The following is a 20,399-nucleotide window of genomic DNA, read 5'->3' as shown; positions in this document are numbered from 1 at the left end:
ATATTTTTTGGAATTTTTTGATGCGGTGAAAATAGTAATTATAACAACAATCTTACCCGTTCATTAATATTTTAACACTTCTTTCCTTGAAGATTCTGTAAAAAGAACACTTCTTTTAGTGCCATATGCTGAAATATGTGTAATATTTTGCTGTTCAGCATTCCAATCAGTCAAAACAGCGTTGGAGATCTCTAATGTTTTGAATTTTTCAACTGCTGTAATTCTGGAATAACAAACGAGAACATCATCAGCTTCGAGTTCTTTTGATAAAAAAGCAATAGATCTTAGCTGCCCATTTATTTTTATACTGAAATTTTCAGAAAGGTATTTTTTTAGTAAATCAACATCAGTCTGAGTTTCCTTATCAGTCCCTATAAAGGTTTTTTTATTGTATTTTTTTTCGATTCCCTTATTCAGGTCATCAACGAATATTCTGGAAGTAATCTGTATCATTTTTTTTTCAGCCGCATAATTTACCTGAAAAACTCCCATATAGAATTTATGAAATGTAAAAGATGACAGGGATAAAAATAATATTCCGATTAGGGAATACATTACATTCTTTTTCATTTTTGACTTACCTCAGCATTTTTAAAATCTTTATTTTTATTGATCATAAAATCTATCAATTCAAATTTCTGTTCTTCTTTTAAATGTTTTTTAGATTCAGAATCATTAGAACAATACATCAAAAACAAATCGATTTCATCTTCTTTCAGCCCCAATGTTTTGGTATAAAAGTCCTTTGTAAAATTATCTTTCGCATATTCAACAAAAGCAATATCACTTATCACTTCTTCTTCAACTTCTTTATCTTTACGAAGTAACTTTTTAAGATCTTTAAAAATTCGGACAAAATCGGTTCCGTATTTAATTGTCTGATCAGAATACATTACTTTATTTTCAGGGGTAGATTGCTTGTCATCTTCAAACTGCATATCAACAATACCCTGAGAACCTCCTTGCAGTGATTTCACTTTTAACTCTTTATGAACCAAAACTTCTTTTAATTCAACATTTACTAAATCCAAAGGCACTGAAAAAAGTGTTTGCGCACAGTCTTTTTCTGTCAACACAATTTTTTTAGACTGAAATGCCATACCTGTAAACAACAATGTATCTTTAGGTCTTGCTAAAATATCAAACAATCCATTTGGACCAATAAAGGTTCTGACATTGGCATTAATATTCATCACATTACCAGTTTCAATAGCAAGAGAACCATTTATTACCTGACCATGTAAAGGCTTTCTTGAATTAGTCTGCCCAATTACAAATTGACAAAACAAACACATTACAAATAATCCTAATTTACTTTTCATGTTCTATAATTTTTAGATATTCCTGAGCTAAACCTGTTATTAGAAACATACTCATCGTTTTGTTCTTACTATTCAAAGATACAGCAAATTCAGGACTATCCACGCAATAAAGTTGAAATCCTTTAATATGTTCTAAAGGAATTTTCAGACGGTCTGTATAATATTTTTCTTCAAAAAGATATTCCATCTTTCTAAAAAGAACTTCTTTTTTCTCAATATTCACCTCTTTTTTCAACATCTTAGTTCTTCCTGAAATTGCATTTAACACTTTGTCCACAGAGGTTGATGTTGCTGTGTAAACCTTTCTTTCAGCAGGTGTGTATTTTTTTTGTCCGTGCGGAATAATCCCAAGATTTTCTGCTGTAATATGGGCATTCTCATTTACGATTACCTCTTTTAGCTCAATTTCTTTTGCTGCCATTTTTATCGTAATTGAGTTTGAAGCCAGATCCTCAGAGCTAATCCGACGTTTTAGAGGTTCAAGATTTACGGAAGAAAAAACTAAAACATCCCCTTCTTTTACCACAATAGAAAACATTCCGTTTACATCTGAAACAGCCGTAACCTGTGTATTATTGTTGATAATATTTACGCCATCGACAACAGTAGACTGCTCAAAAATCTGTCCCTGAATTTCCTTAGCAACAGGAGCTTGTCCAAAAGAAATCTGAACAATAAAAAGTATAATGATATATAAAGTATTATTTAGTTTCACTGGCAATTATTTCTTTGTATTTAACAGCTAATTCTCCTAACAAAAACTCTGTAGATGTTTTGTTTTCTGAATTCAGAATTTTTGTAAAACTTTCATTTTCTACTGCATAATATTCAAAGCCTTTTACATATTCAAGAGGAATTTTTAACCTGTTTACAAAATGATCCACCGTGAACATCTTTTCTAATAGCTTCATGAAAAATTCTTTTTTCTCAACTTCTACTTCTTTTTTCAGCATAGCGGTACGCCCTGAAAAAAAATTGAACAACGGATCAGCAGAAACAGATCCTCCTGCCATTGTTCCCGCATTTGCAGTAGCATTTAAAGCCGTAGCGGTATGTAATTTTCTCTCTGCGGCTGTATAACTTTTTTGACCGGAAGGAACAATCCCTAAAGCCACAGAATTAATATTATCGTATCTTTTAATAATCACTTCCTGCAATTGATGCATCAGGAGATTTAATTTGACTGTAAAATTAAGATTCGAAAAATTTTCCGTTGTTAACAAAACTCTGTTTTCCTTAAATTGAATTGACGAAAAAACAAGTGTATCTCCACTTTTAGCCACAATAGAAAATGATCCGTCATTAGCAGTAGCGACCATTTCTTCTGTTTGTGCATTTACCACGTAAACACCTTCAAGATCATTTGTATTAGAAACAATTTTTCCTTTTAAAACAATACGTTCCTGATCCTGAGACCAGGCTGTCTGACTCATAAACACAACAAAAAAACAGACAATCTTGTTTATCAAAATAATAAAATTAGAATTATTCTTAAAAATGTAAAAATATCCTAATGTGTTCCAAATTTAATACTAACAGCTTGGTAAAAATATGTTAATTTAAATCGCCTTTCAACATAAAAGCACCCATTTTAATACCTTTAACCTCAATAACCTGAGTTAATTTTTATGAAAAAAATCATTATCGCAAGCACTTCTACACTGCACGAGCAACTTTATTTAGAATACTTATTACCTGCTTTACAATCACATTTTAAAAATTGTAAAAGTATATTATTTATTCCCTATGCCCGTCCTGGCGGAATATCTCATGATAAATACACTCAAAAAGTAGCCGAAACTTTTCAGGTCATTAATATTTCAGTAAAAGGAATTCATGAATTTGAAAATGCTGAAACAGCCATAAAAAATGCCGAAGGAATATTTACCGGCGGGGGAAATACTTTTTTACTTGTCTCTCAATTATACAAAAATAATGTTATGCAGCTTCTTTCTCAAACTGTAAAAAATGGAACTCCTTATTTAGGAACCAGTGCCGGAAGCAATATTTGTGGTCTTTCGATGCAAACTACTAATGATATGCCCATTGTTTATCCTCCAAGTTTCCAAACTTTAGGATTGGTTTCTTTTAATCTAAATCCGCATTACTTAGACACCGACTTAGAATCGAAACACATGGGAGAAACCCGTGAGGAGCGTATAGAAGAATTTCACGCATTTAATGCAATTCCGGTTTTAGGACTACGAGAAGGCAGCTGGCTCGAAGTAAAAGGAGAAAAAATTACTTTAAAAGGAAATTTATCAGCCCGATTATTTCAAAAAAATCAGCTTCCGACAGAATTAGACCCTGAAAGCGACTTGAGCAATTTAAAATAGATGCAAAAACAAAAAATCCTCAAACGAATTGTTTGAGGATTTTGAAGAGCGAAAGACGAGGCTCGAACTCGCGACAACCAGCTTGGAAGGCTGGAGCTCTACCAACTGAGCTACTTTCGCATTAACAGGGTGCAAATATAAACAATTTAATCTTTCAACAAAATAAAAAACAAAATTATTTAAATTTAAAATCTAAAACTAAGTTTCGATTAGAGCGAAAGACGAGGCTCGAACTCGCGACAACCAGCTTGGAAGGCTGGAGCTCTACCAACTGAGCTACTTTCGCATTACTGTGGTGCAAATATAGAAAATAAGTAAGGTTTAAAACAAGCTTTTTTCGAAAAAAAATAAATTAAAAATCACTATTTATAGTAATTCATTTAAAATTAAAATGTTATAGCTTTGTTTTTTTTATTCAGAACATGACATTAATTAAAGAAATATCCGCTCAGGAAACTTTTATTGTAAGACATCCTGTACTTCGAAAGGCAAAACCTTTAGAATCCTGTGCTTTTGACGGCGATAATTTAGAGACAACACATCATTTTGGATTATTCGAAAATTCAAATTTAACAGGAATAATTTCGTTATTTCTAAAAACCAACCCTATATTTGTAGAAAATTTACAGTTTCAGATTCGCGGCATGGCTATTGCAGAATCCCATCAAAAAAAAGGTTTTGGAGAAGCTCTCGTAAAACACTGTGAAGAGTATTGCATATCAAACCATACTGATTTAATATGGTTCAATGCACGAACAGCCGCTGTTGGATTCTATAAAAAAATGGGATACGAAATCAAAGGAAATTCTTTTGATATCCCGGAAGTTGGAGAACATTATTTAATGTACAAAAAATTATAAAATGAATAAACTTTACTTTCTGTTGCTATTGTGTGTTTTCATAAGCTGTAAAAAGGAACAAGAAAATGCACTCCCTAAAATAAAAAAACCTTTACCCGCAATTGTTATTACAGATGCCCGAACTGTTGATATCGATACTGCTCTTATAAATGCTTATAAAAGCGAAACATTGAAGCTATTTTATCTTTCATCTGACAACAAAACCATTTGGGGAAATCTTAAAAAAAGAACTTACATTTTATCGCAGCTAAAAAAATCAGATGAATTAGGACTTAATCCAAATGATTATCGTGTAAAAAAGATGGATCTTTACGAAAGGCAAATCAATAAACTAAATAATCAACAACTCGCAGAATACGATTTGTTACTTACCCATAATTTTGAAAAATACGTCACACATTTATATGAAGGAAAACTAAATCCTAAATATTTATATCGTGACTGGGCACTTGAAGACAAAGACTTAGACATAAATGCAGCTTTAGTAAAAAGCTTCAACCATAACACTCTGGACAGTTTGGTTGAAAATATTCAATCAAAATCTCAGACTTACAAACAGCTATTAAAAGCCCTAAAACTTATTGATGACTTTCCTGTTGACAATATCAAACTAATAGAGTCAGCGGAGAAAATAAAACCTAATGACACCAATATAGCTTTAATCAACATTAAAAAAAGACTTTTATACTGGAATGATCTATCAGGGAAAGATAGTTTAACCAATATTTACGACAGTAAAACATTTGAAGGTGTGAAAAAATTTCAAGCCCGACACGGATTAGTTCCGGATGGCATTATTGGAGCAAGTACTATTCATGCCATGAACTTTTCTAAAGAAAAAAGAAGACATCAAATTATTGCCAATTTAGAACGCTGGAGATGGTATCCTAATGAGTTTTCAGAAAATTATTTTATCGTTAACATACCTAATTTTAGCTTACAGGTAGTAGAGAACAACGATACGACAGCTGTTAGAAATGTGGTTGTTGGAACAAGTAAAAGAAGAACACCTGTTTTGACGTCTACACTTAAAAGCATCGTTTTCAATCCAACATGGACAGTACCTCCAACTATCTTAAAGGAAGACGTAGTTCCAGCTATGAAACGCAACCGAAATTATTTAAAAAACAAAAACATCACCATTTACGACACCGCCGGACATGAAGTAGACCCGGCAAATTGGAACATTAACAAACCGCGAAGCTACAGGTACATTCAAAAACCGGGTTATTATAATTCTTTGGGATTAATCAAGATTATGTTCCCTAATAATTATAGTGTATATTTACACGATACCAATCACCGAAACTATTTTGAAAGAAGCAATCGATCTCTAAGTTCCGGCTGTGTTCGTGTAGAAAACCCACTGGAATTGGCCCAGCATATTTTAGATGATGCTAAAAATTGGTCTAAAGACAAAATAGATACCATTATTGCCCGTAAAAAAACAACGAGTATAAAAATTACCAAAAAATACAAATTGTATCAATGGTACTGGACAGCGTGGACCGAAAAAAATCAATTAATTTTCAGATATGATGTCTATGATCTCGACGAAGACTTGTATTCTAAATTACGAAATTAGCTGCTCAATAGGGAAACTTCTTGACGGATGGTAGATATACAGACATGATTTGCCTTTTATAGCCTGAATAATTTCATCAGTTAATTCAACAGGAATAGCAGGACAACCCTGGCTTCTGCCTAATCTTTTGTGATCTCTGATAAAAGATTCAGAAACATAATCGGCACCATGCATAACTACACCTCTATTGCGGGCCTGATCATTTATACCTTTTTCTAAACCGTCTAAACGCAAAGAAGCACCATGTTTTCCCTGGTAAATTTCTCCGGTAGCATAAAAACCTAAGCTGCTTTTAAAAGAAGAATTAACATTTGAAAATGCTGTAGCAAACTCTTCTCCGGTATTTCTTCCATGCGCCACAAGAGATTGAAATAGAATAGTATGAGTAGATAAATCAATAACCCACAGGCGTTTTAAATTTGATGACAAACTAAAATCTACCAGAGTTAAAATATCTTTTTGAATAAAACCTTTTTCTTTCAATAAGTAAAAACCTTTTAAGGCTTCTGTGAAAGTTTTTAGTTCAGGAAGAACAAAACTGTTCGTGTTTAATGTGTTATAAATATTTTCAATTTTAGCATCAATAGCCAGCTTTTCAATTTTGGCAATGCTTCGTACTGTTACTTCTTTAGCTTCAGTATTATTTTTAGTATCTGTACCAAAGGACAAAAATAAAAATAAAATTGCGGGATAAATCTTATAAATCATTGATTTCGTTTAGGTTATACTTGATTTGAGGTAGAGCAAATGTAAAACTTATTTATAATTATGTAACTTAATATCACTAAATTAGGTGATATTTATTCAAACTTTAACAGTTAATCACAACATAAGTTAAAGAAAATTAAACATATGATTGTTTTTTGCAGGAATTTACCTTGTTTTTTGAAGAATGTTTTTTTTATTAACTATAATTACTTCTTGCATAAAAGAAGTACTTCCAGACATATTAAGTCACATAATTAAATAATTTATTACCTAATAATCAGTCTTAAAGTTAAATTCAAACCTAAGTTGGTCTGCATTAATTTTAAAAAACAAAGCCTTCTTTAAACAAATTATTATTTTTTCATACGCTTCCTTTTATAAAACATAATTGTAGCAATCCCTTCTTGCGTATTTTATAAATGGTTTATCTTTGCCAAAAACTAAAACCATGAATAAAAAAGTTATCCTAATGATTTTAGATGGTTGGGGGAAATCTCCTGACCCTAAAGTATCAGCAATAGACAATGCAAATGTTCCTTTTATAAATAGTCTTTACCAGAATTTCCCGAGCGCTCAGCTTCGTACTGACGGATTAAACGTTGGTTTACCTGAAGGTCAGATGGGAAACAGTGAAGTAGGCCACATGAATCTTGGTGCCGGAAGAATTGTTTACCAGGATTTAGCCAAAATAAATTTAGCAGTAGCGCATCAAACACTTGCCAAAGAACAAGTTCTTGTTGACGCTTTTACTTATGCTAAAGAAAACAATAAAAAAGTACACTTTTTAGGATTGGTTTCTGATGGAGGTGTTCACTCACATACATCACATTTACGCGGACTTATCGATGCTTCTCAGGAATACGGTTTAGAAAACGTATTCGTTCATGCTTTTACTGATGGTCGTGATGTTGATCCAAAATCGGGAGCTAAATACATTCAGGATTTAGAAAATCATATTAAAGATACTCCGGTAAAAATCGCCTCAATTGTTGGCCGCTATTACGCTATGGACCGTGACAAACGTTGGGAGCGTGTAAAACTTGCTTATGATTTGGTTGTAAATGCAATAGGTACTCCGTCAAAAAATGCTGTTGCGAGTATTCTTGAGAGCTATTCAAAAGAAGTAACCGATGAATTTATTGAACCAATCGTAATGGTTGATGAAAACGAGAAACCATTGGCAACCATTGTAGAAGGTGATGTTGTAATATTCTTCAATTTCAGAACAGACAGAGGCCGTGAGCTTACTGAAGCACTTTCTCAACAGGACTTCCATGAGCAAAACATGCATAAATTAAACTTGTATTATGTAACGCTTACCAACTACGATGAAACTTATCTAAACGTAAAAGTTGTTTACAATAAAGATAATATTACCGAAACTCTGGGTGAAGTTTTAGAAAAAGCAGGAAAGAAACAAATTCGTATCGCTGAAACGGAGAAATATCCACACGTGACTTTTTTCTTCTCAGGCGGAAGAGAAGTCCCTTTTGAAGGAGAATCACGTATTTTAAGAAATTCCCCTAAAGTAGCCACTTATGATTTACAGCCGGAAATGAGTGCTTACGAACTTACAAGTGCACTTGTTCCTGAACTAAATAAAGGCGAAGTAGATTTTGTATGTCTGAATTTTGCAAATGGTGACATGGTAGGACATACAGGAATTATGGAAGCTGCAATTAAGGCTTGCGAGGCTGTTGACACTTGTGCACAACAAGTTATCGAAGCTGCCCTTGCCAATAATTATACCACTATCGTAATTGCCGATCACGGAAACTGCGAAACGATGATTAACCCTGACGGAAGTCCAAATACAGCGCACACAACAAATCCGGTGCCAATTATTTTGGTTGATAAAGAGTTAAAAAATATTCAAAATGGTGTTTTAGGCGATATTGCCCCAACTATTTTAGAATTAATGGGCGTTCCACAGCCTGAAGCAATGACTTGTCATTCATTATTATAGAAAACCACTTTTTTTAATAGAAGAGAGACAAGTTTTAGGATTTGTCTCTTTTTGCTTTTTATGTCAACTTCCATCCTGAGCGGAGTCAAAGGATAATTGAACAAAAATGGCTTGGCTCCGCTCAGCCTGACATTATATCATATCACAAAATAATGATAGGTCCATTCAACACCATAAATTATAAGTCCAATAAATCCGCCGACTAAAGTTCCGTTAATTCTGATGTACTGAAGGTCTTTTCCAATTTCCAATTCTAGTTTTTCAGAAACTTCTTTACCATCCCAGCTTTTTACAGTTGAAGAAATTAAATCCCCAATTACTTTTTTATTATTCATAAGAACAGAAAGCAAATCGATTTTAATAAAATTATTGATTTTATTACTCATAACAGCATCTTCTTTAAGGCCATTTCCAAAAACCTGAATTAAATTTGATACACTTTTTTTGATGGAAGAATCGTCACCTTTTTCCAAATCAGTTGTGATAGACAATTTTATTTCATCCCAAATTCCATTAATATAATCCTGAACTTCTTTTTTGCCAACGAAATTTAAAATCATATCGTTGATTTTAGTTCTCATTTCCTCTGAGTTTTTAACTTTTTCAAGGAAATTAAAAATATATTCATCAATTTTGATGCGTACCTCGCTATCCGGATTTTTAGCTTCATTTAAAAAATCCTGCAAGCCGTTAAAAACACCCTCAGTAATACTTTTGTCAGCGAGCCCGAAACTTAAAAACGGAGTTGAAGCCTTGACTTTTTGTCGAATCAAATCTTTGTTGTTAGTAAGCTCACTGCTCATTACTTCGAGAAGGTTCGTCAGCATTTGATCTTTCAAATCTCCTTTCTGCAAAGGTTCTAATGCCACTGCAACCCAATTGCCAAAATTGACTCCTTCCAGTTTTTCCTTAAACTGAACCTGAATGAATCTCTTTATATCTTCATCTTTAATAGCTTTTAATATTCCCGGAATAACATTTACGGCAACTGCATTTGCGATATTGTCTGCATTTTCTTCTTGCGAAAGCCAGTCAGAAGCTTTTGAAGCCAAATTAAATTCATCTAGTTTCCCTTCCAGTTTTTCACGATCAAGAAACTCTTCAGAAACAAAATTTCCCAGATTCTCCCCTATTTCATTTTTCTTAGTTGGAATAATAGCTGTATGCCAAATTGGGATTCCAAGCGGATGACGAAATAATGCCACAACTGCAAACCAATCGGCAATTCCCCCTACCATTGCTGCTTCACTAAAAGCCTGTAGCATCGGAATTTTAAAATAAATCGCAATTATAAACAGAAGTACTGCTACACCCAAAAGTGCCAAAGCATTTCTCTTCATTCTTTTAAGAGCCTGCATTTTGACTATATCCTGATCTATAATAGTTTCCATAATTTCAAACGTTTTACTACTAATTTATGGCTTTTTTCTGAAACGCACATTTAAAAAAATGTTAGAATTCAACAGAGACTTTGATTTTTAGATGAAATATTGAAATTTTAGTTCTAATTAATTTCAAAATCAACTTTAAAAAAATAAGATTAAAATTGTACTTTTGCGAACTGAAAATCTGAAAAATATGATTATCCAAAAAACCCGTGAGGAAATCGAATTAATGCGCGAAAGTGCTTTGATCGTATCAAAAACATTAGGAATGATTGCTTCTGAAATAAAAGAAGGAGTTACTACATTATATCTTGACAAATTAGCCGAAGAATTTATTCGTGATCACGGTGCGGTTCCAAGTTTTCTTGGCTTGTATGATTTCCCGAATTCACTTTGTATGAGTCCGAATGCTCAGGTTGTTCACGGAATTCCGAACAATACACCTTTGCAAAATGGAGATGTTATCTCAGTAGATTGCGGTGCTTTCAAAAATGGCTATCATGGAGATCATGCCTATAGTTTTGAAATTGGAGAAGTTGCACCGGAAACCAAAAAGCTTTTGCAGGTAACCAAAGAATCCCTTTACGTAGGAATCAGAGAATTTAAAGCCGGAAACCGCGTTGAAGATGTTGGAAATGCAATTCAGAAATATACAGAATCTCATGGATACGGAGTAGTACGTGAATTAGTAGGTCATGGTTTAGGACAAAAAATGCACGAAGCACCTGAAATGCCAAATTATGGCAAGAAAGGAAGAGGAAAACTTTTTGTTGAAGGAATGGTTGTTGCTATTGAACCTATGATTAACATGGGAACCAAAAACATCAAACAGCTTAAAGACGGCTGGACTATTTTAACTGCTGACGGAAAACCAAGTGCACATTTTGAACATGATGTTGCTTTAATTGATGGAAAACCAGAAATCTTGTCTACCTTCTATTATATCTACAAAGCGTTAGGAATCGAAAGCACTGAAGAAGATGAATTTAGAAAAGTGCCGTTAGTATTGTAGTTATTCCACAAAGATTCGCAAAGATATACTCCAAGATTCACAAAGTTATTTATTTTACACGCCTTTAAATGTTTGAAGAAAACAATGAATCTCGTAATAAATTAGATGCAATTACATATAAAATTATTGGTTTAGCTATTGAAGTTCACAAACAGCTTGGTCCGGGTTTATTGGAATCAGCCTATCAAGAATGTTTATTTTATGAAATTGTAAATTCTGGTTTGATCGTTGAAAAAGAAAAAATCTTACCAATAATTTATAAAGATATCAAACTTGATCATGGATATAGAATTGATTTACTGATTGAGAATACAATTGTGATTGAGTTGAAAACTGTTGAAGCTTTTACGGATGTACATTTTGCGCAGATATTGACCTATTTAAAACTTGGCAATTATCCATTAGGCCTTCTTATTAATTTTGATTCAAAAATTTTAAAAAACAATATAAAAAGATTTATAAACACTTTGTGAAACTCTGTGTATCCTTTGTGTAACTCTGCGAAATAGCCCCCTCATGAAAAAATTATTCAAATTAGTACTTAATACAATCCCCCGTCCATTATTAATTCGTTTGAGTTATGTGGCACGCCCTATTTTGGCATTATCATTAAGAGGAAATAAATTTACTGATCCTATTGACGGAAAAAGTTTCAGGTCGTTTTTACCTTACGGATATGGGAAGCAGCGTAACAATGTACTTTCGCCTAGTACACTTTCATTAGAAAGACATCGTTTACTTTGGTTGTACTTAAATGATCAGACTGATTTTTTTACTGCACCGAAAAAAGTACTGCATTTTGCTCCGGAACAGGCATTTTATAAATTATTCCGCAAGCAGAAAAACCTGGACTACACCACAACCGATTTACTTTCGCCTTTGGCAGACGTAAAAGCAGATATCTGTAATTTGCCTTTCAAAGACAATGAATATGATGTTATTTTATGCAATCACGTTTTAGAACATATTCCGGATGATACCAAAGCGATGCAGGAATTATACCGTGTTTTAAAACCAGGCGGAATGGCGATTTTGCAGATTCCACAGGATTTAAACAGAGAAGTTACTTTTGCGGACGATTCAATTACAGACCAAAAAGAACGCGCCAGAATATTTGGACAATACGATCACGTTCGTATCTATGGAAGAGATTATTTTGACAAACTAAGAAGCATTGGTTTTATCGTAATTGAAGAAGATTATACCAACAAAATTGCTCCTGAATTAGTTGAAAAATATTGTCTGGCAAAAGGGGAAATTATTCCGCTTTGCTTTAAACAGGAAAACTAATTTCTTTTTCACCATATAAGTGATATAAGTTCATTTAAAAAAACGTTTTCAAAATAGAAATAATTTGAAAACGCTTTTTTTTAGCACAATTCCCAAATTACAAGCCTAACCAAATCTTTAAATCTTGGAACCTACAAAATCATTTCAGTTTTGTTTTGACATCAGTTTTGATAAAAATCTGAATGCTTATATTCCAACGTCCTATATTGTCGGGAACACAAGCGATATTAAATACTTAGACAAAAAGGCAACTAAAGATATCATTGAAAGTTTTGGAATTGATTTTGAAAATTTAGATTCCAATACTAAAAAAATCATGACAGCCTGTGAATCTTTAAAACCTGAATTCATTTTCAAAAAGTTCAGTGCCAAAATCAAATCGGCTAAAACCATTGCTGATTTACAAAAAGATTCTAAAATTGATTTTGCAATCCGTCAGTATTTAAATTTCAATTTAAGTTCCTTTTACGATTTGATTGTGAAGGAACAATTCCCACTATCTTTGAATTTGGGACCTGAAAAAGACTTTTATCGTTCAAGAGTTGCTATCGAACCTCTTTATTTTGAACCTCAGATTCAATTTGATAAACATTCCGAAGGCATTACTTATACCCTTTCTTTAAAAGAAAACAAAAATACTTTTTTACCCATGAATAGTAGTGTTACCATTCTTTTAGATGAACCGGGCTGGTTAATTATCAATAAAAAATTAGGGCGATTAAAAGAACTCAATTCTAAAAAACTAACCCCTTTTCTGAAGAAAAAATCAATCGAAATTCCTTCAAAACTGGTTGATAATTATTTTAAAGGCTTTATTCCTGAAATAGCAAAAAAAATCGATATTGAAGCGACGGGTTTTGAAATGGAAGTTCGTGACAAAATTATTTCAAGTACAATTCAGCCTGTTTATGATTTCTTTAAAAATTGTTATTACCTCAACCTTTATTTCGATTATAACGGCTATTTATTTGACGCCGGTAAAACTAAAAAAACACATTCTTTTGTGGATTTCAGCATTGCTAATGAACCCAAAATAATTCAGTTTAAAAGAAGTGCTGTCGAAATTTTATATACAAAAAAACTACTCGAAATTGGTTTAGTAAAAATCAAAAACGAATTGTTTGGACTGGATAAGGATTCAGAAATCAATGATCCTTATATCAATATCCAATTAATTATTGACAATAAAGAAAAGCTTGAGAGTTTAGGTTTTACAATCCAAAATTTAAAACTGGAAAGCAAAGAAATCATCACAGAAAGCAATACGATTTCAATTGCAAAAGAAACAAAAGCAGACTGGTTTGATATTAAAATAATTATTACGATTGGTAATTATAAAATCAATTTCAGCGAAATCATACCCAATATAAAAAGCAAGGAAAGACTTTTTATGCTGCCTGACGGAAATTATTTTTTAATTCCGTTAGAATGGTTCAGTAAATATGGCTCTCTGGCAAAATTAGCCAAAACAGAAAATGGAGAATTGCTTTTACGCAAAAGCAATTTTACAGCTTTAGACGGAATTTCAGAAATCGAAAATGATTTGGACCAAATTCACAAAGCCGAATTTACATCTTCAGATTTACTAAAAGCAACTTTAAGACCGTATCAAATTGATGGCGTAAAATGGCTTTTAGGTCATTTCAACTCTAATCTTGGAGCCTGCCTGGCCGATGATATGGGACTTGGAAAAACACTTCAGACTTTAGCCGTTTTGGTATCAGTTCAGGAACAATTAGGTTTTACTACCAAAACCTCTAATTTTGATTTGTTTGCAAACGAAACAACCATTGAAAGAGAGCCGCTTAAAGCTTTGATTGTGCTTCCTTCTTCATTGGTTTTTAACTGGTTTAATGAAGCTGGGAAGTTTACTCCGCATTTTTCGAAAATGCAGTACGTGGGCAATGACCGAAAATTATTAGCCGGCAGAATAAATTCAACCGATTTGATTTTTACCAGTTATAGCATTGTTCATCGTGATATTTCAATTTTAGAAAAATACGATTTCCGCTATTTAATTTTGGACGAAAGTCAATACATCAAAAACAAAAATTCTAAGATTTTTAAAGCAATTAACAAAATAAATACGGTTCATAAAATCGCTTTAAGCGGAACGCCGATCGAAAATTCGCTTGACGACTTATGGTCTCAAATGGAGTTTATAAATCCTGAAATTTTGGGGAGTTACAGCTTTTTTGCAGAAAATTTTAAAATTCCTATTGAGAAAAAACAGGATGAAAATATTTTAGCAGAATTAAAAAATCTTATACACCCTTATATTTTACGAAGAACAAAAGAGCAGGTTTTAAAGGATTTGCCTGAATTGACAGAGCAGATTTATTATTGTGATATGGATCCTGAACAGGAAAAACTATACGAGAAAGAAAAATCAAAAGCTCGTAATTTCCTGCTTAAAACGGACGGATCAAGTCCGGACAAAATCAGTATTATCAATACTTTGATGAAGTTAAGACAGCTGAGTAATCATCCGAAAATGGTCGATCAGAAATCGGAAATTGATTCCGGAAAATACATTGCGGTTACCAATTACCTGGAAAATTTAGTAAAAGCAAAACAAAAAGTTATCATTTTTAGTTCGTTTGTTACCAATTTGAATTTTTACACGGATTGGTGCAGGGAAAACAAAGTAGCGTTTTGTGAAATTACAGGAGAAACTCCATCCGGAAGAAGAGAACAGCAGGTAAAATTGTTTCAGGAAAAAGAAAATCCGTTATTGTTTTTTATTTCGCTAAAAGCGGGAGGTGTTGGTCTGAATATTACCAAAGCTTCTTATGTTTTATTCTTGGATCCGTGGTGGAATCCTTTTGCAGAAAAACAGGGAGTTGGACGAGCCCACCGAATTGGGCAGTTAAATAAAGTAAATGTTATTCGTTTTATTTCGAAAAATACAGTGGAAGAAAAGATTATTAAACTGCAGGAAAATAAAAAACTTTTATCTGATTCGCTTTTAGAAGAAAGTTATATCAATGATGAAATTGAAGGTAACTTAGCCTATATTTTGGGATCTTAGCAGTAAAATCCAATAGAATGGCATCTTTTTCGTTACATAAAATTGTTATATTTACAATCTTACAACTAAATGAGATGCCGAAATTTTTATATACAAGCTTAGTTTTTCTTTTAATTTTCACTTTGGCAAAAGCCCAGGAAAAAGAAATCAATCCTCCTTATAATATAAAAACCGTTTCCTTTGTTCAAAACGGCAGCAATGTTGTTCCCATATTTGAATTGGGCTCCACATTTGAATTACAGTTTGATGATTTGTATGGCAATGAAGCCAATTATTATTTTGAGATTATACACTGCGACTACAACTGGAAAGCTTCTGAAATTCCTAAAATGGATTATATTCTCGGATTAGACAATCAAAGGATTATGGATTACAGTAATTCTTTTAATACGCTGCAGAGTTATTCGCACTATCGTATTAACTTTCCAAACCAATTTACGACACAGTTGCGAATTTCAGGAAATTATATCTTAAGAATACTGAATGAAGACCGAGAAGTTGTTTTCTCCAGAAAATTTATTTTATATGAGAACCAATGTACTGTAGCAGCTCAGGTAAAACGTACCCGAAACCTAAACAATATTAATCAAAAGCAGAATCTGGATTTTTCAATTGCTTCAAATGATATTGCATTTCAGACACCTTTGCAAAACGTAAAAGTACTTTTACTGCAAAACGGAGATTTTAACACTTGTATTAAAAACATTCGTCCACAATATACACTTGGAAATCAATTAGTTTATAAATACGATAGTGAAACGCAGTTCTGGGGCGGAAATGAATTTTTATACTTTGAAAATAAAGATATCAGAGCAGCTAATAACAATGTAGCAAAAGTGAGCTCTACCAGCGATATTTACAGTTCATTTTTATACACAAGCCCAGCAAGAGGCAATCAGATTTATACAGTATATCAGGATGTCAATGGGAATTTTGTAGTCAAAAATATCAACGGTTCTAATCAGGAAATTGAGGCTGACTATGCCTGGGTTTATTTTAGTCTTTCTGCTCCAGCTTTTAGATTGAACAAAGACATCTATATTACAGGAATGTTCAATAATTACAGCTTGTCACAAGAATACAAAATGGATTATAATGCAGAGAAAGGAATCTACGAAAAAGCTGTCATGATTAAACAGGGATTCACCAATTTTCAATATACTGTTGCTGATAAAAAAGGTGAAATTGATTATGAAAATGCTATAGATGGCAATTTTTATCAAACCGAAAATGAATATACTATTTTAGTTTATTATCGTGAAAATACCGACCGATACCAAAGAGTTATTGGAAAAGGAAATGCGAACTCATTGAATATTATTAACTAAACATTCTAAAAAGGATTTAAATTGAATCATTTTTTTTTGTAAGTTTGCAGTTATAACGCACACATATATACTACTTTAGTTATGGTTTCTCAGATAACAAGAGGCATAAAAATATCTGTTTTAACTAGTTTTGAAGGTACTTACTTCAAGAACTACAAGATTCATTTTGCATTTAGTTATGTTGTTACAATCGAAAATCACAGTAAAGATTCTGTACAGTTAACATCACGTCACTGGGAAATTTTCGACTCTTTAAACGATCTTGAAGTAGTTGACGGAGAAGGCGTTATCGGAAAAAAACCTGTTTTAAAACCAGGAGAAAATCACACCTATAGTTCAGGTTGTTTATTATCATCTCCTTATGGTGCAATGAAAGGTCATTTTAATATGATCAATTTTACTACAACCAAAATTTTTAAGGTGATAGTTCCTACTTTTAGAATGTGCGCACCTTTCGCCTTGAATTAAATTAGTTTTTAATTTCTATTATTTCCCCCTTGGCAAGAGCATATACTTTGTCATTTTCTGTGGGAGTCAGATAATAATTCCCCGTAAATTCTCCAAAAGCCGGAAAAATCATTTGATTCGTTTTTCTGAAAAAACAAGACAAGCTTAAGAATTGTTTTCCTAATCCTTTTAGTTTAATTCCGGGATGAATGTGACCGCAAAAATTAAATAAATTTTCACGTTCTGTTGGATGATGTGTAAGCAGAAAATCATCAATTATTAGTTCCGAATAAATTTCGATATTTAAAACTGTATAATATTTTTTTGAAATAATGTCGTGATTGCCTTCAATCAAAATAATCCTTTGCAAAATTGTCTTTGTCCAGTCTGCAAAGAAATTCCATTCATTATTGATTTTACTGTGAAATAAATCTCCCAAAAAAATAATCGTTTCGGCATCAAATAATTCTAAAACATTATTCAATCGATTAAAATTTTCCTGAACGGCTTTCTCCGGAATTGGCATGCCGTGTTTTCTAAAATGTGATACTTTGCCCAAATGCAGATCAGATATTAGAAGTATTTTCTTTTCTTCCCAATAAGCAGCCCCACACGAGTGTAAAACAAATTTTTGATTGTTGATTGTAATTTTCATGTTATTATTTCATGTAACTCGCTGTCATTTTTTTGATCCTTTCTGCCAATGTCTCACTGGATAATTTTTCCCTCAATCGGTCTGTAATGATTGGAAAACTAAATGGTGTAGGCTTTTTGCACTGTTTCCAGACAATAGTCTGTTTATTCACTCTTTCCAAAGCCTGAATCAAGCGTCCTTCTTCCAGCTGATGTTCAATTGTTTCTGAATATGCCTGCTGGAGTAATAAATTATCCGGTTCATAATCCCTGAAAACTTCAAAAAGCAATTGTGATCCGCTCTGTAAATGCTTTGTTTTAACAGGTCTTCCGGGCATTCCCGTAAAAACCAGACCGGCAATTACAGCAATATCTCTGAACTTTCTTCGGGCCATTTCCGTTAAATTTAGGCTTTTTTGCAAATCATGGTGTACATATTCTGTTGAAAATAAATTATTATCAAAAACAGACTGCATATCAATCTCCTGATCGGAGAGTAATTCAAAACCGTAATCATTATACGCCAGCGAAAAAGTTATCGGAAACAGTAAACTGATACGGTAAGATAAAATACTTGCTAAAGCTTCATGCACAAACCTGCCTTCGAAAAGATAAAAAACGGCATGATACCCTTCTCTGGTTTTGAAAGTTTCAATTAAAAATTCATCATCAGAAGGTACAATACTTTCTTTTCTCTGTCTTGCAAAAATAGGCTGCAAAGCTTTTAATTCCGGGGTCAAATCATCAGAATTAGCAGCGTACAATTCTTCCCGAAGCAATTCACTCATTTGCACCGATAATGCCATTCGCCCGCCCATCCAGCTTACGGTTCGGGATTCTTTTTTAGGATCTGCTTTTCGTACCAATACCTGCATATTTTTTACACGAAATAATTCCAATCTTTTTCCAGCGAAAGTAAAAACATCTCCCGGCTGGAGTTTTGAAGCAAACCATTCTTCAATATTCCCTATATAACCTCCGCTTAAAAATTTCACATTTAATGATGCGTCGCCAACAATGGTTCCAATTTGCATTCTGTGGTGCATCGCAATCAGTCGGCTATTGATTTTAAAACGGCCGTCTTCTTCAATTTCTACTTTTTTGTATTCATCATACGCCCGTAAACTCTGACTTCCATTGGTTATGAAGTTCAGAATCCAGTTCCAGTTTTCCTTTGTGATGTTTTGATAACAGAACGTTTGTCGCACCTCTTCAAAAATTTCATCCGGAAAAAATCCGTCAGAAACCGCTAATGTATTTAGGTATTGCACCAAAACATCCCAACTGTTCAAATAGGGAATTCGGTCTTCAACAATGGTTTTAGCAACCGCTTTTTTAAGTGCCGAAGCTTCAATCAATTCTATGGCGTGAGTTGCCAAAAAGTAAATCACACTTTCTTTACCGGGTTGGTGACCGCTTCGTCCTGCTCTTTGCAAAAAACGGGCAACACCTTTTGGACCGCCTACCTGAATAATAGTTTCAACAGGGGCAAAATCTACTCCCAAATCCAAGCTTGAAGTACACACCACTACTTTTAATTCTTCGTTTCTAATCGCATTTTCAACCCACAAACGGGTTTCCCTGCTTATGCTTCCGTGATGCATCGCCATATCTCCGGCAAACTCCGGATATTTCTCCAATATTGCCTGAAACCACATTTCGCAGGCAGAACGTACATTGGTAAAAATTAAAGTAGTTTTGCTTTTCCGTACTATTTTAGCAACCTCATCAATTAGATGTAATCCCATGTGACCACGCCACGGATAACTGTCCATTTTGTCTGGCAGTATCGAAAGTACTTTTATTTTTTTGTTGATGTGGGCTTTAATCAAAACTGAATTTTGGTAGGTCTCAGAATTTAAACCTAATAATACCTGTTGCGCCAGTTCCAGATTTCCGATGGTGGCAGAAATTCCCCAAATTCGCATTTTGGGTGCAACCTTTTTTAGTCGGGATAGAGCCAGTTCCATTTGGACGCCACGTTTTGTTCCTAATAGTTCGTGCCATTCGTCAACCACAATGGCAGAACAACTGGCAAAAGTTTTTGCAAATTCTTTTGAAGCCAATAGTAATTGCAGACTTTCCGGAGTGGTAACCAGCAAGTCTGGCATTTTTTTGCTTTGCTTTGTTCTTTCACTTTGCGAAGTATCTCCGGACCGAATTCCAACCGTCATTTGCGTATCCAGATCGTTAAGAATTCTTTCGGCAGCTTGTTTTATTTCAACAGAAAGTGCACGTAAAGGCGTTATCCAGATGGCTTTTAATCCGGGTTTATGTTTGGTTTTATAATTCGGATTTTTCTTCATGTAATCGAGAACGATCGGAAACCATAAGGCATACGTTTTTCCGCTTCCGGTTGGAGCGTTCAATAACCCGTTTTTTCCTTGCAGAAAAGCAGTCCACGTCTGGGTTTGGAATGGAAATGCTTTCCAGCCCTGATCATGAAACCAGTTTTCTGCGATGGTATATAATTCGTCTCTGTTCATTTTTGGAGAG

General features: G+C 33.5%; 18 protein-coding genes and 2 tRNA genes. 10 read left to right on the top strand and 10 right to left on the bottom strand.

The window, feature by feature from the left end; all coding sequences use genetic code 11:
• Positions 1-63: 63 nt before the first annotated feature.
• Genes DMB68_RS22720 through DMB68_RS22705 form a run of 4 tightly spaced genes read right to left on the bottom strand, consistent with a single transcriptional unit; the run spans position 64 to position 2,755 of the window.
• The gene (locus tag DMB68_RS22720) at positions 64-570 is read right to left on the bottom strand and encodes a DUF6702 family protein (protein WP_110348920.1); all 507 of its coding nucleotides are present in this window, start codon (positions 568-570) and stop codon (positions 64-66) included.
• Positions 567-1,322 (bottom strand): hypothetical protein, encoded by a 756-nt coding sequence (locus DMB68_RS22715; RefSeq protein ID WP_110348919.1) that lies wholly within the window; start codon positions 1,320-1,322, stop codon positions 567-569. Before DMB68_RS22715 ends, DMB68_RS22720 begins: the two co-directional genes overlap by 4 nt.
• Positions 1,312-2,037 (bottom strand): carboxypeptidase-like regulatory domain-containing protein, encoded by a 726-nt coding sequence (locus DMB68_RS22710; RefSeq protein WP_110348955.1) that lies wholly within the window; start codon positions 2,035-2,037, stop codon positions 1,312-1,314. The genes DMB68_RS22715 and DMB68_RS22710 overlap by 11 nt, the downstream gene beginning before the upstream one ends.
• Positions 2,024-2,755, bottom strand: a complete 732-nt coding sequence (locus DMB68_RS22705; protein ID WP_231131725.1) for a carboxypeptidase-like regulatory domain-containing protein — start codon at positions 2,753-2,755, stop codon at positions 2,024-2,026. Before DMB68_RS22705 ends, DMB68_RS22710 begins: the two co-directional genes overlap by 14 nt.
• Positions 2,756-2,950: 195 nt before the next feature.
• On the opposite strand from DMB68_RS22705, the gene pepE reads away from it, so the two are divergent.
• Positions 2,951-3,658 carry a dipeptidase PepE gene (gene pepE, locus DMB68_RS22700; RefSeq protein ID WP_110348917.1) on the top strand — a complete coding sequence of 236 codons (708 nt, stop codon included), beginning with the start codon at positions 2,951-2,953 and terminating at the stop codon, positions 3,656-3,658.
• A 47-nt stretch (positions 3,659-3,705) separates the two neighbouring features.
• Here pepE and DMB68_RS22695 read toward each other — a convergent pair.
• Positions 3,706-3,778: transfer RNA gene (locus DMB68_RS22695), tRNA-Gly, on the bottom strand.
• Between the two features lie 93 nt (positions 3,779-3,871).
• Positions 3,872-3,944: transfer RNA gene (locus tag DMB68_RS22690), tRNA-Gly, on the bottom strand.
• Between the two features lie 136 nt (positions 3,945-4,080).
• Between DMB68_RS22690 and DMB68_RS22685 the strand changes: the two genes are divergently transcribed.
• Positions 4,081-4,518, top strand: coding sequence for a GNAT family N-acetyltransferase (locus DMB68_RS22685; protein WP_110348916.1), 438 nt, complete (start codon positions 4,081-4,083; stop codon positions 4,516-4,518).
• Between the two features lies 1 nt (position 4,519).
• Positions 4,520-6,103: a L,D-transpeptidase family protein gene (locus DMB68_RS22680; protein WP_110348915.1), complete on the top strand. Its 1,584-nt coding sequence runs from the start codon at positions 4,520-4,522 to the stop codon at positions 6,101-6,103.
• Here the strand turns inward: DMB68_RS22680 and DMB68_RS22675 are convergent.
• Positions 6,092-6,811 carry a murein L,D-transpeptidase catalytic domain family protein gene (locus DMB68_RS22675; RefSeq protein ID WP_110348914.1) on the bottom strand — a complete coding sequence of 240 codons (720 nt, stop codon included), beginning with the start codon at positions 6,809-6,811 and terminating at the stop codon, positions 6,092-6,094. The two genes, DMB68_RS22680 and DMB68_RS22675, sit on opposite strands and share 12 nt — an antisense overlap.
• A 448-nt stretch (positions 6,812-7,259) precedes the next feature.
• Here DMB68_RS22675 and gpmI point away from each other — a divergent pair, with 448 nt between their 5' ends.
• A complete protein-coding gene (gpmI, locus tag DMB68_RS22670) occupies positions 7,260-8,777 on the top strand; it encodes a 2,3-bisphosphoglycerate-independent phosphoglycerate mutase (protein ID WP_110348913.1) in 1,518 nt (505 codons plus the stop codon).
• A 137-nt stretch (positions 8,778-8,914) separates the two neighbouring features.
• On the opposite strand, the gene DMB68_RS22665 is transcribed toward gpmI, so the two are convergent.
• Positions 8,915-10,168 (bottom strand): DUF445 domain-containing protein, encoded by a 1,254-nt coding sequence (locus tag DMB68_RS22665; RefSeq protein WP_110348912.1) that lies wholly within the window; start codon positions 10,166-10,168, stop codon positions 8,915-8,917.
• Positions 10,169-10,355: 187 nt separating this feature from the next.
• Between DMB68_RS22665 and map the strand changes: the two genes are divergently transcribed.
• The 6 genes from map (at position 10,356) to apaG (ending at position 17,291) form a co-directional block, all read left to right on the top strand.
• The gene (gene map / locus DMB68_RS22660; RefSeq protein ID WP_110348911.1) at positions 10,356-11,174 is read left to right on the top strand and encodes a type I methionyl aminopeptidase; all 819 of its coding nucleotides are present in this window, start codon (positions 10,356-10,358) and stop codon (positions 11,172-11,174) included.
• 68 nt (positions 11,175-11,242) lie between these two features.
• On the top strand, positions 11,243-11,647 hold the full coding sequence (locus DMB68_RS22655) for a GxxExxY protein (protein ID WP_110348910.1): 405 nt from the start codon (positions 11,243-11,245) through the stop codon (positions 11,645-11,647).
• 43 nt (positions 11,648-11,690) lie between these two features.
• Complete coding sequence (locus DMB68_RS22650; protein WP_110348909.1) at positions 11,691-12,464, top strand: class I SAM-dependent methyltransferase; 774 nt, start codon at positions 11,691-11,693, stop codon at positions 12,462-12,464.
• Positions 12,465-12,588: 124 nt separating this feature from the next.
• On the top strand, positions 12,589-15,495 hold the full coding sequence (locus tag DMB68_RS22645; protein ID WP_110348908.1) for a DEAD/DEAH box helicase: 2,907 nt from the start codon (positions 12,589-12,591) through the stop codon (positions 15,493-15,495).
• Between the two features lie 74 nt (positions 15,496-15,569).
• Complete coding sequence (locus DMB68_RS22640; protein WP_110348907.1) at positions 15,570-16,823, top strand: type IX secretion system plug protein; 1,254 nt, start codon at positions 15,570-15,572, stop codon at positions 16,821-16,823.
• Between the two features lie 81 nt (positions 16,824-16,904).
• Entirely contained in the window at positions 16,905-17,291 is a 387-nt protein-coding gene (gene apaG / locus DMB68_RS22635) for a Co2+/Mg2+ efflux protein ApaG (protein ID WP_110348906.1), read from the top strand.
• 1 nt (position 17,292) lies between these two features.
• On the opposite strand, the gene pdeM is transcribed toward apaG, so the two are convergent.
• On the bottom strand, positions 17,293-17,925 hold the full coding sequence (gene pdeM / locus DMB68_RS22630; RefSeq protein ID WP_110348905.1) for a ligase-associated DNA damage response endonuclease PdeM: 633 nt from the start codon (positions 17,923-17,925) through the stop codon (positions 17,293-17,295).
• A gap of 4 nt (positions 17,926-17,929) precedes the next feature.
• Positions 17,930-20,389 (bottom strand): ligase-associated DNA damage response DEXH box helicase, encoded by a 2,460-nt coding sequence (locus DMB68_RS22625; RefSeq protein WP_110348904.1) that lies wholly within the window; start codon positions 20,387-20,389, stop codon positions 17,930-17,932.
• Positions 20,390-20,399 lie beyond the last annotated feature (10 nt).

Origin of the sequence: Flavobacterium hydrophilum (assembly GCF_003202405.1) — a bacterium.
In the GTDB taxonomy this organism is placed as follows: domain Bacteria; phylum Bacteroidota; class Bacteroidia; order Flavobacteriales; family Flavobacteriaceae; genus Flavobacterium; species Flavobacterium hydrophilum.
This window is presented reverse-complemented; position numbering and strand designations above follow the sequence as displayed.

Bases quoted from the DNA above. Each gene is read 5' to 3' on its own strand.
- DMB68_RS22720 (WP_110348920.1), bottom strand. From the start codon at position 570: ATGAAAAAGAATGTAATGTATTCCCTAATCGGAATATTATTTTTATCC.
- DMB68_RS22715 (WP_110348919.1), bottom strand. From the start codon at position 1,322: ATGAAAAGTAAATTAGGATTATTTGTAATGTGTTTGTTTTGTCAATTT.
- DMB68_RS22705 (WP_231131725.1), bottom strand. From the start codon at position 2,755: ATGAGTCAGACAGCCTGGTCTCAGGATCAGGAACGTATTGTTTTAAAA.
- pepE (WP_110348917.1), top strand. From the start codon at position 2,951: ATGAAAAAAATCATTATCGCAAGCACTTCTACACTGCACGAGCAACTT.
- DMB68_RS22685 (WP_110348916.1), top strand. From the start codon at position 4,081: ATGACATTAATTAAAGAAATATCCGCTCAGGAAACTTTTATTGTAAGA.
- DMB68_RS22680 (WP_110348915.1), top strand. From the start codon at position 4,520: ATGAATAAACTTTACTTTCTGTTGCTATTGTGTGTTTTCATAAGCTGT.
- DMB68_RS22675 (WP_110348914.1), bottom strand. From the start codon at position 6,811: ATGATTTATAAGATTTATCCCGCAATTTTATTTTTATTTTTGTCCTTT.
- gpmI (WP_110348913.1), top strand. From the start codon at position 7,260: ATGAATAAAAAAGTTATCCTAATGATTTTAGATGGTTGGGGGAAATCT.
- DMB68_RS22665 (WP_110348912.1), bottom strand. From the start codon at position 10,168: ATGGAAACTATTATAGATCAGGATATAGTCAAAATGCAGGCTCTTAAA.
- map (WP_110348911.1), top strand. From the start codon at position 10,356: ATGATTATCCAAAAAACCCGTGAGGAAATCGAATTAATGCGCGAAAGT.
- DMB68_RS22655 (WP_110348910.1), top strand. From the start codon at position 11,243: ATGTTTGAAGAAAACAATGAATCTCGTAATAAATTAGATGCAATTACA.
- DMB68_RS22650 (WP_110348909.1), top strand. From the start codon at position 11,691: ATGAAAAAATTATTCAAATTAGTACTTAATACAATCCCCCGTCCATTA.
- DMB68_RS22640 (WP_110348907.1), top strand. From the start codon at position 15,570: ATGCCGAAATTTTTATATACAAGCTTAGTTTTTCTTTTAATTTTCACT.
- apaG (WP_110348906.1), top strand. From the start codon at position 16,905: ATGGTTTCTCAGATAACAAGAGGCATAAAAATATCTGTTTTAACTAGT.
- pdeM (WP_110348905.1), bottom strand. From the start codon at position 17,925: ATGAAAATTACAATCAACAATCAAAAATTTGTTTTACACTCGTGTGGG.
- DMB68_RS22625 (WP_110348904.1), bottom strand. From the start codon at position 20,389: ATGAACAGAGACGAATTATATACCATCGCAGAAAACTGGTTTCATGAT.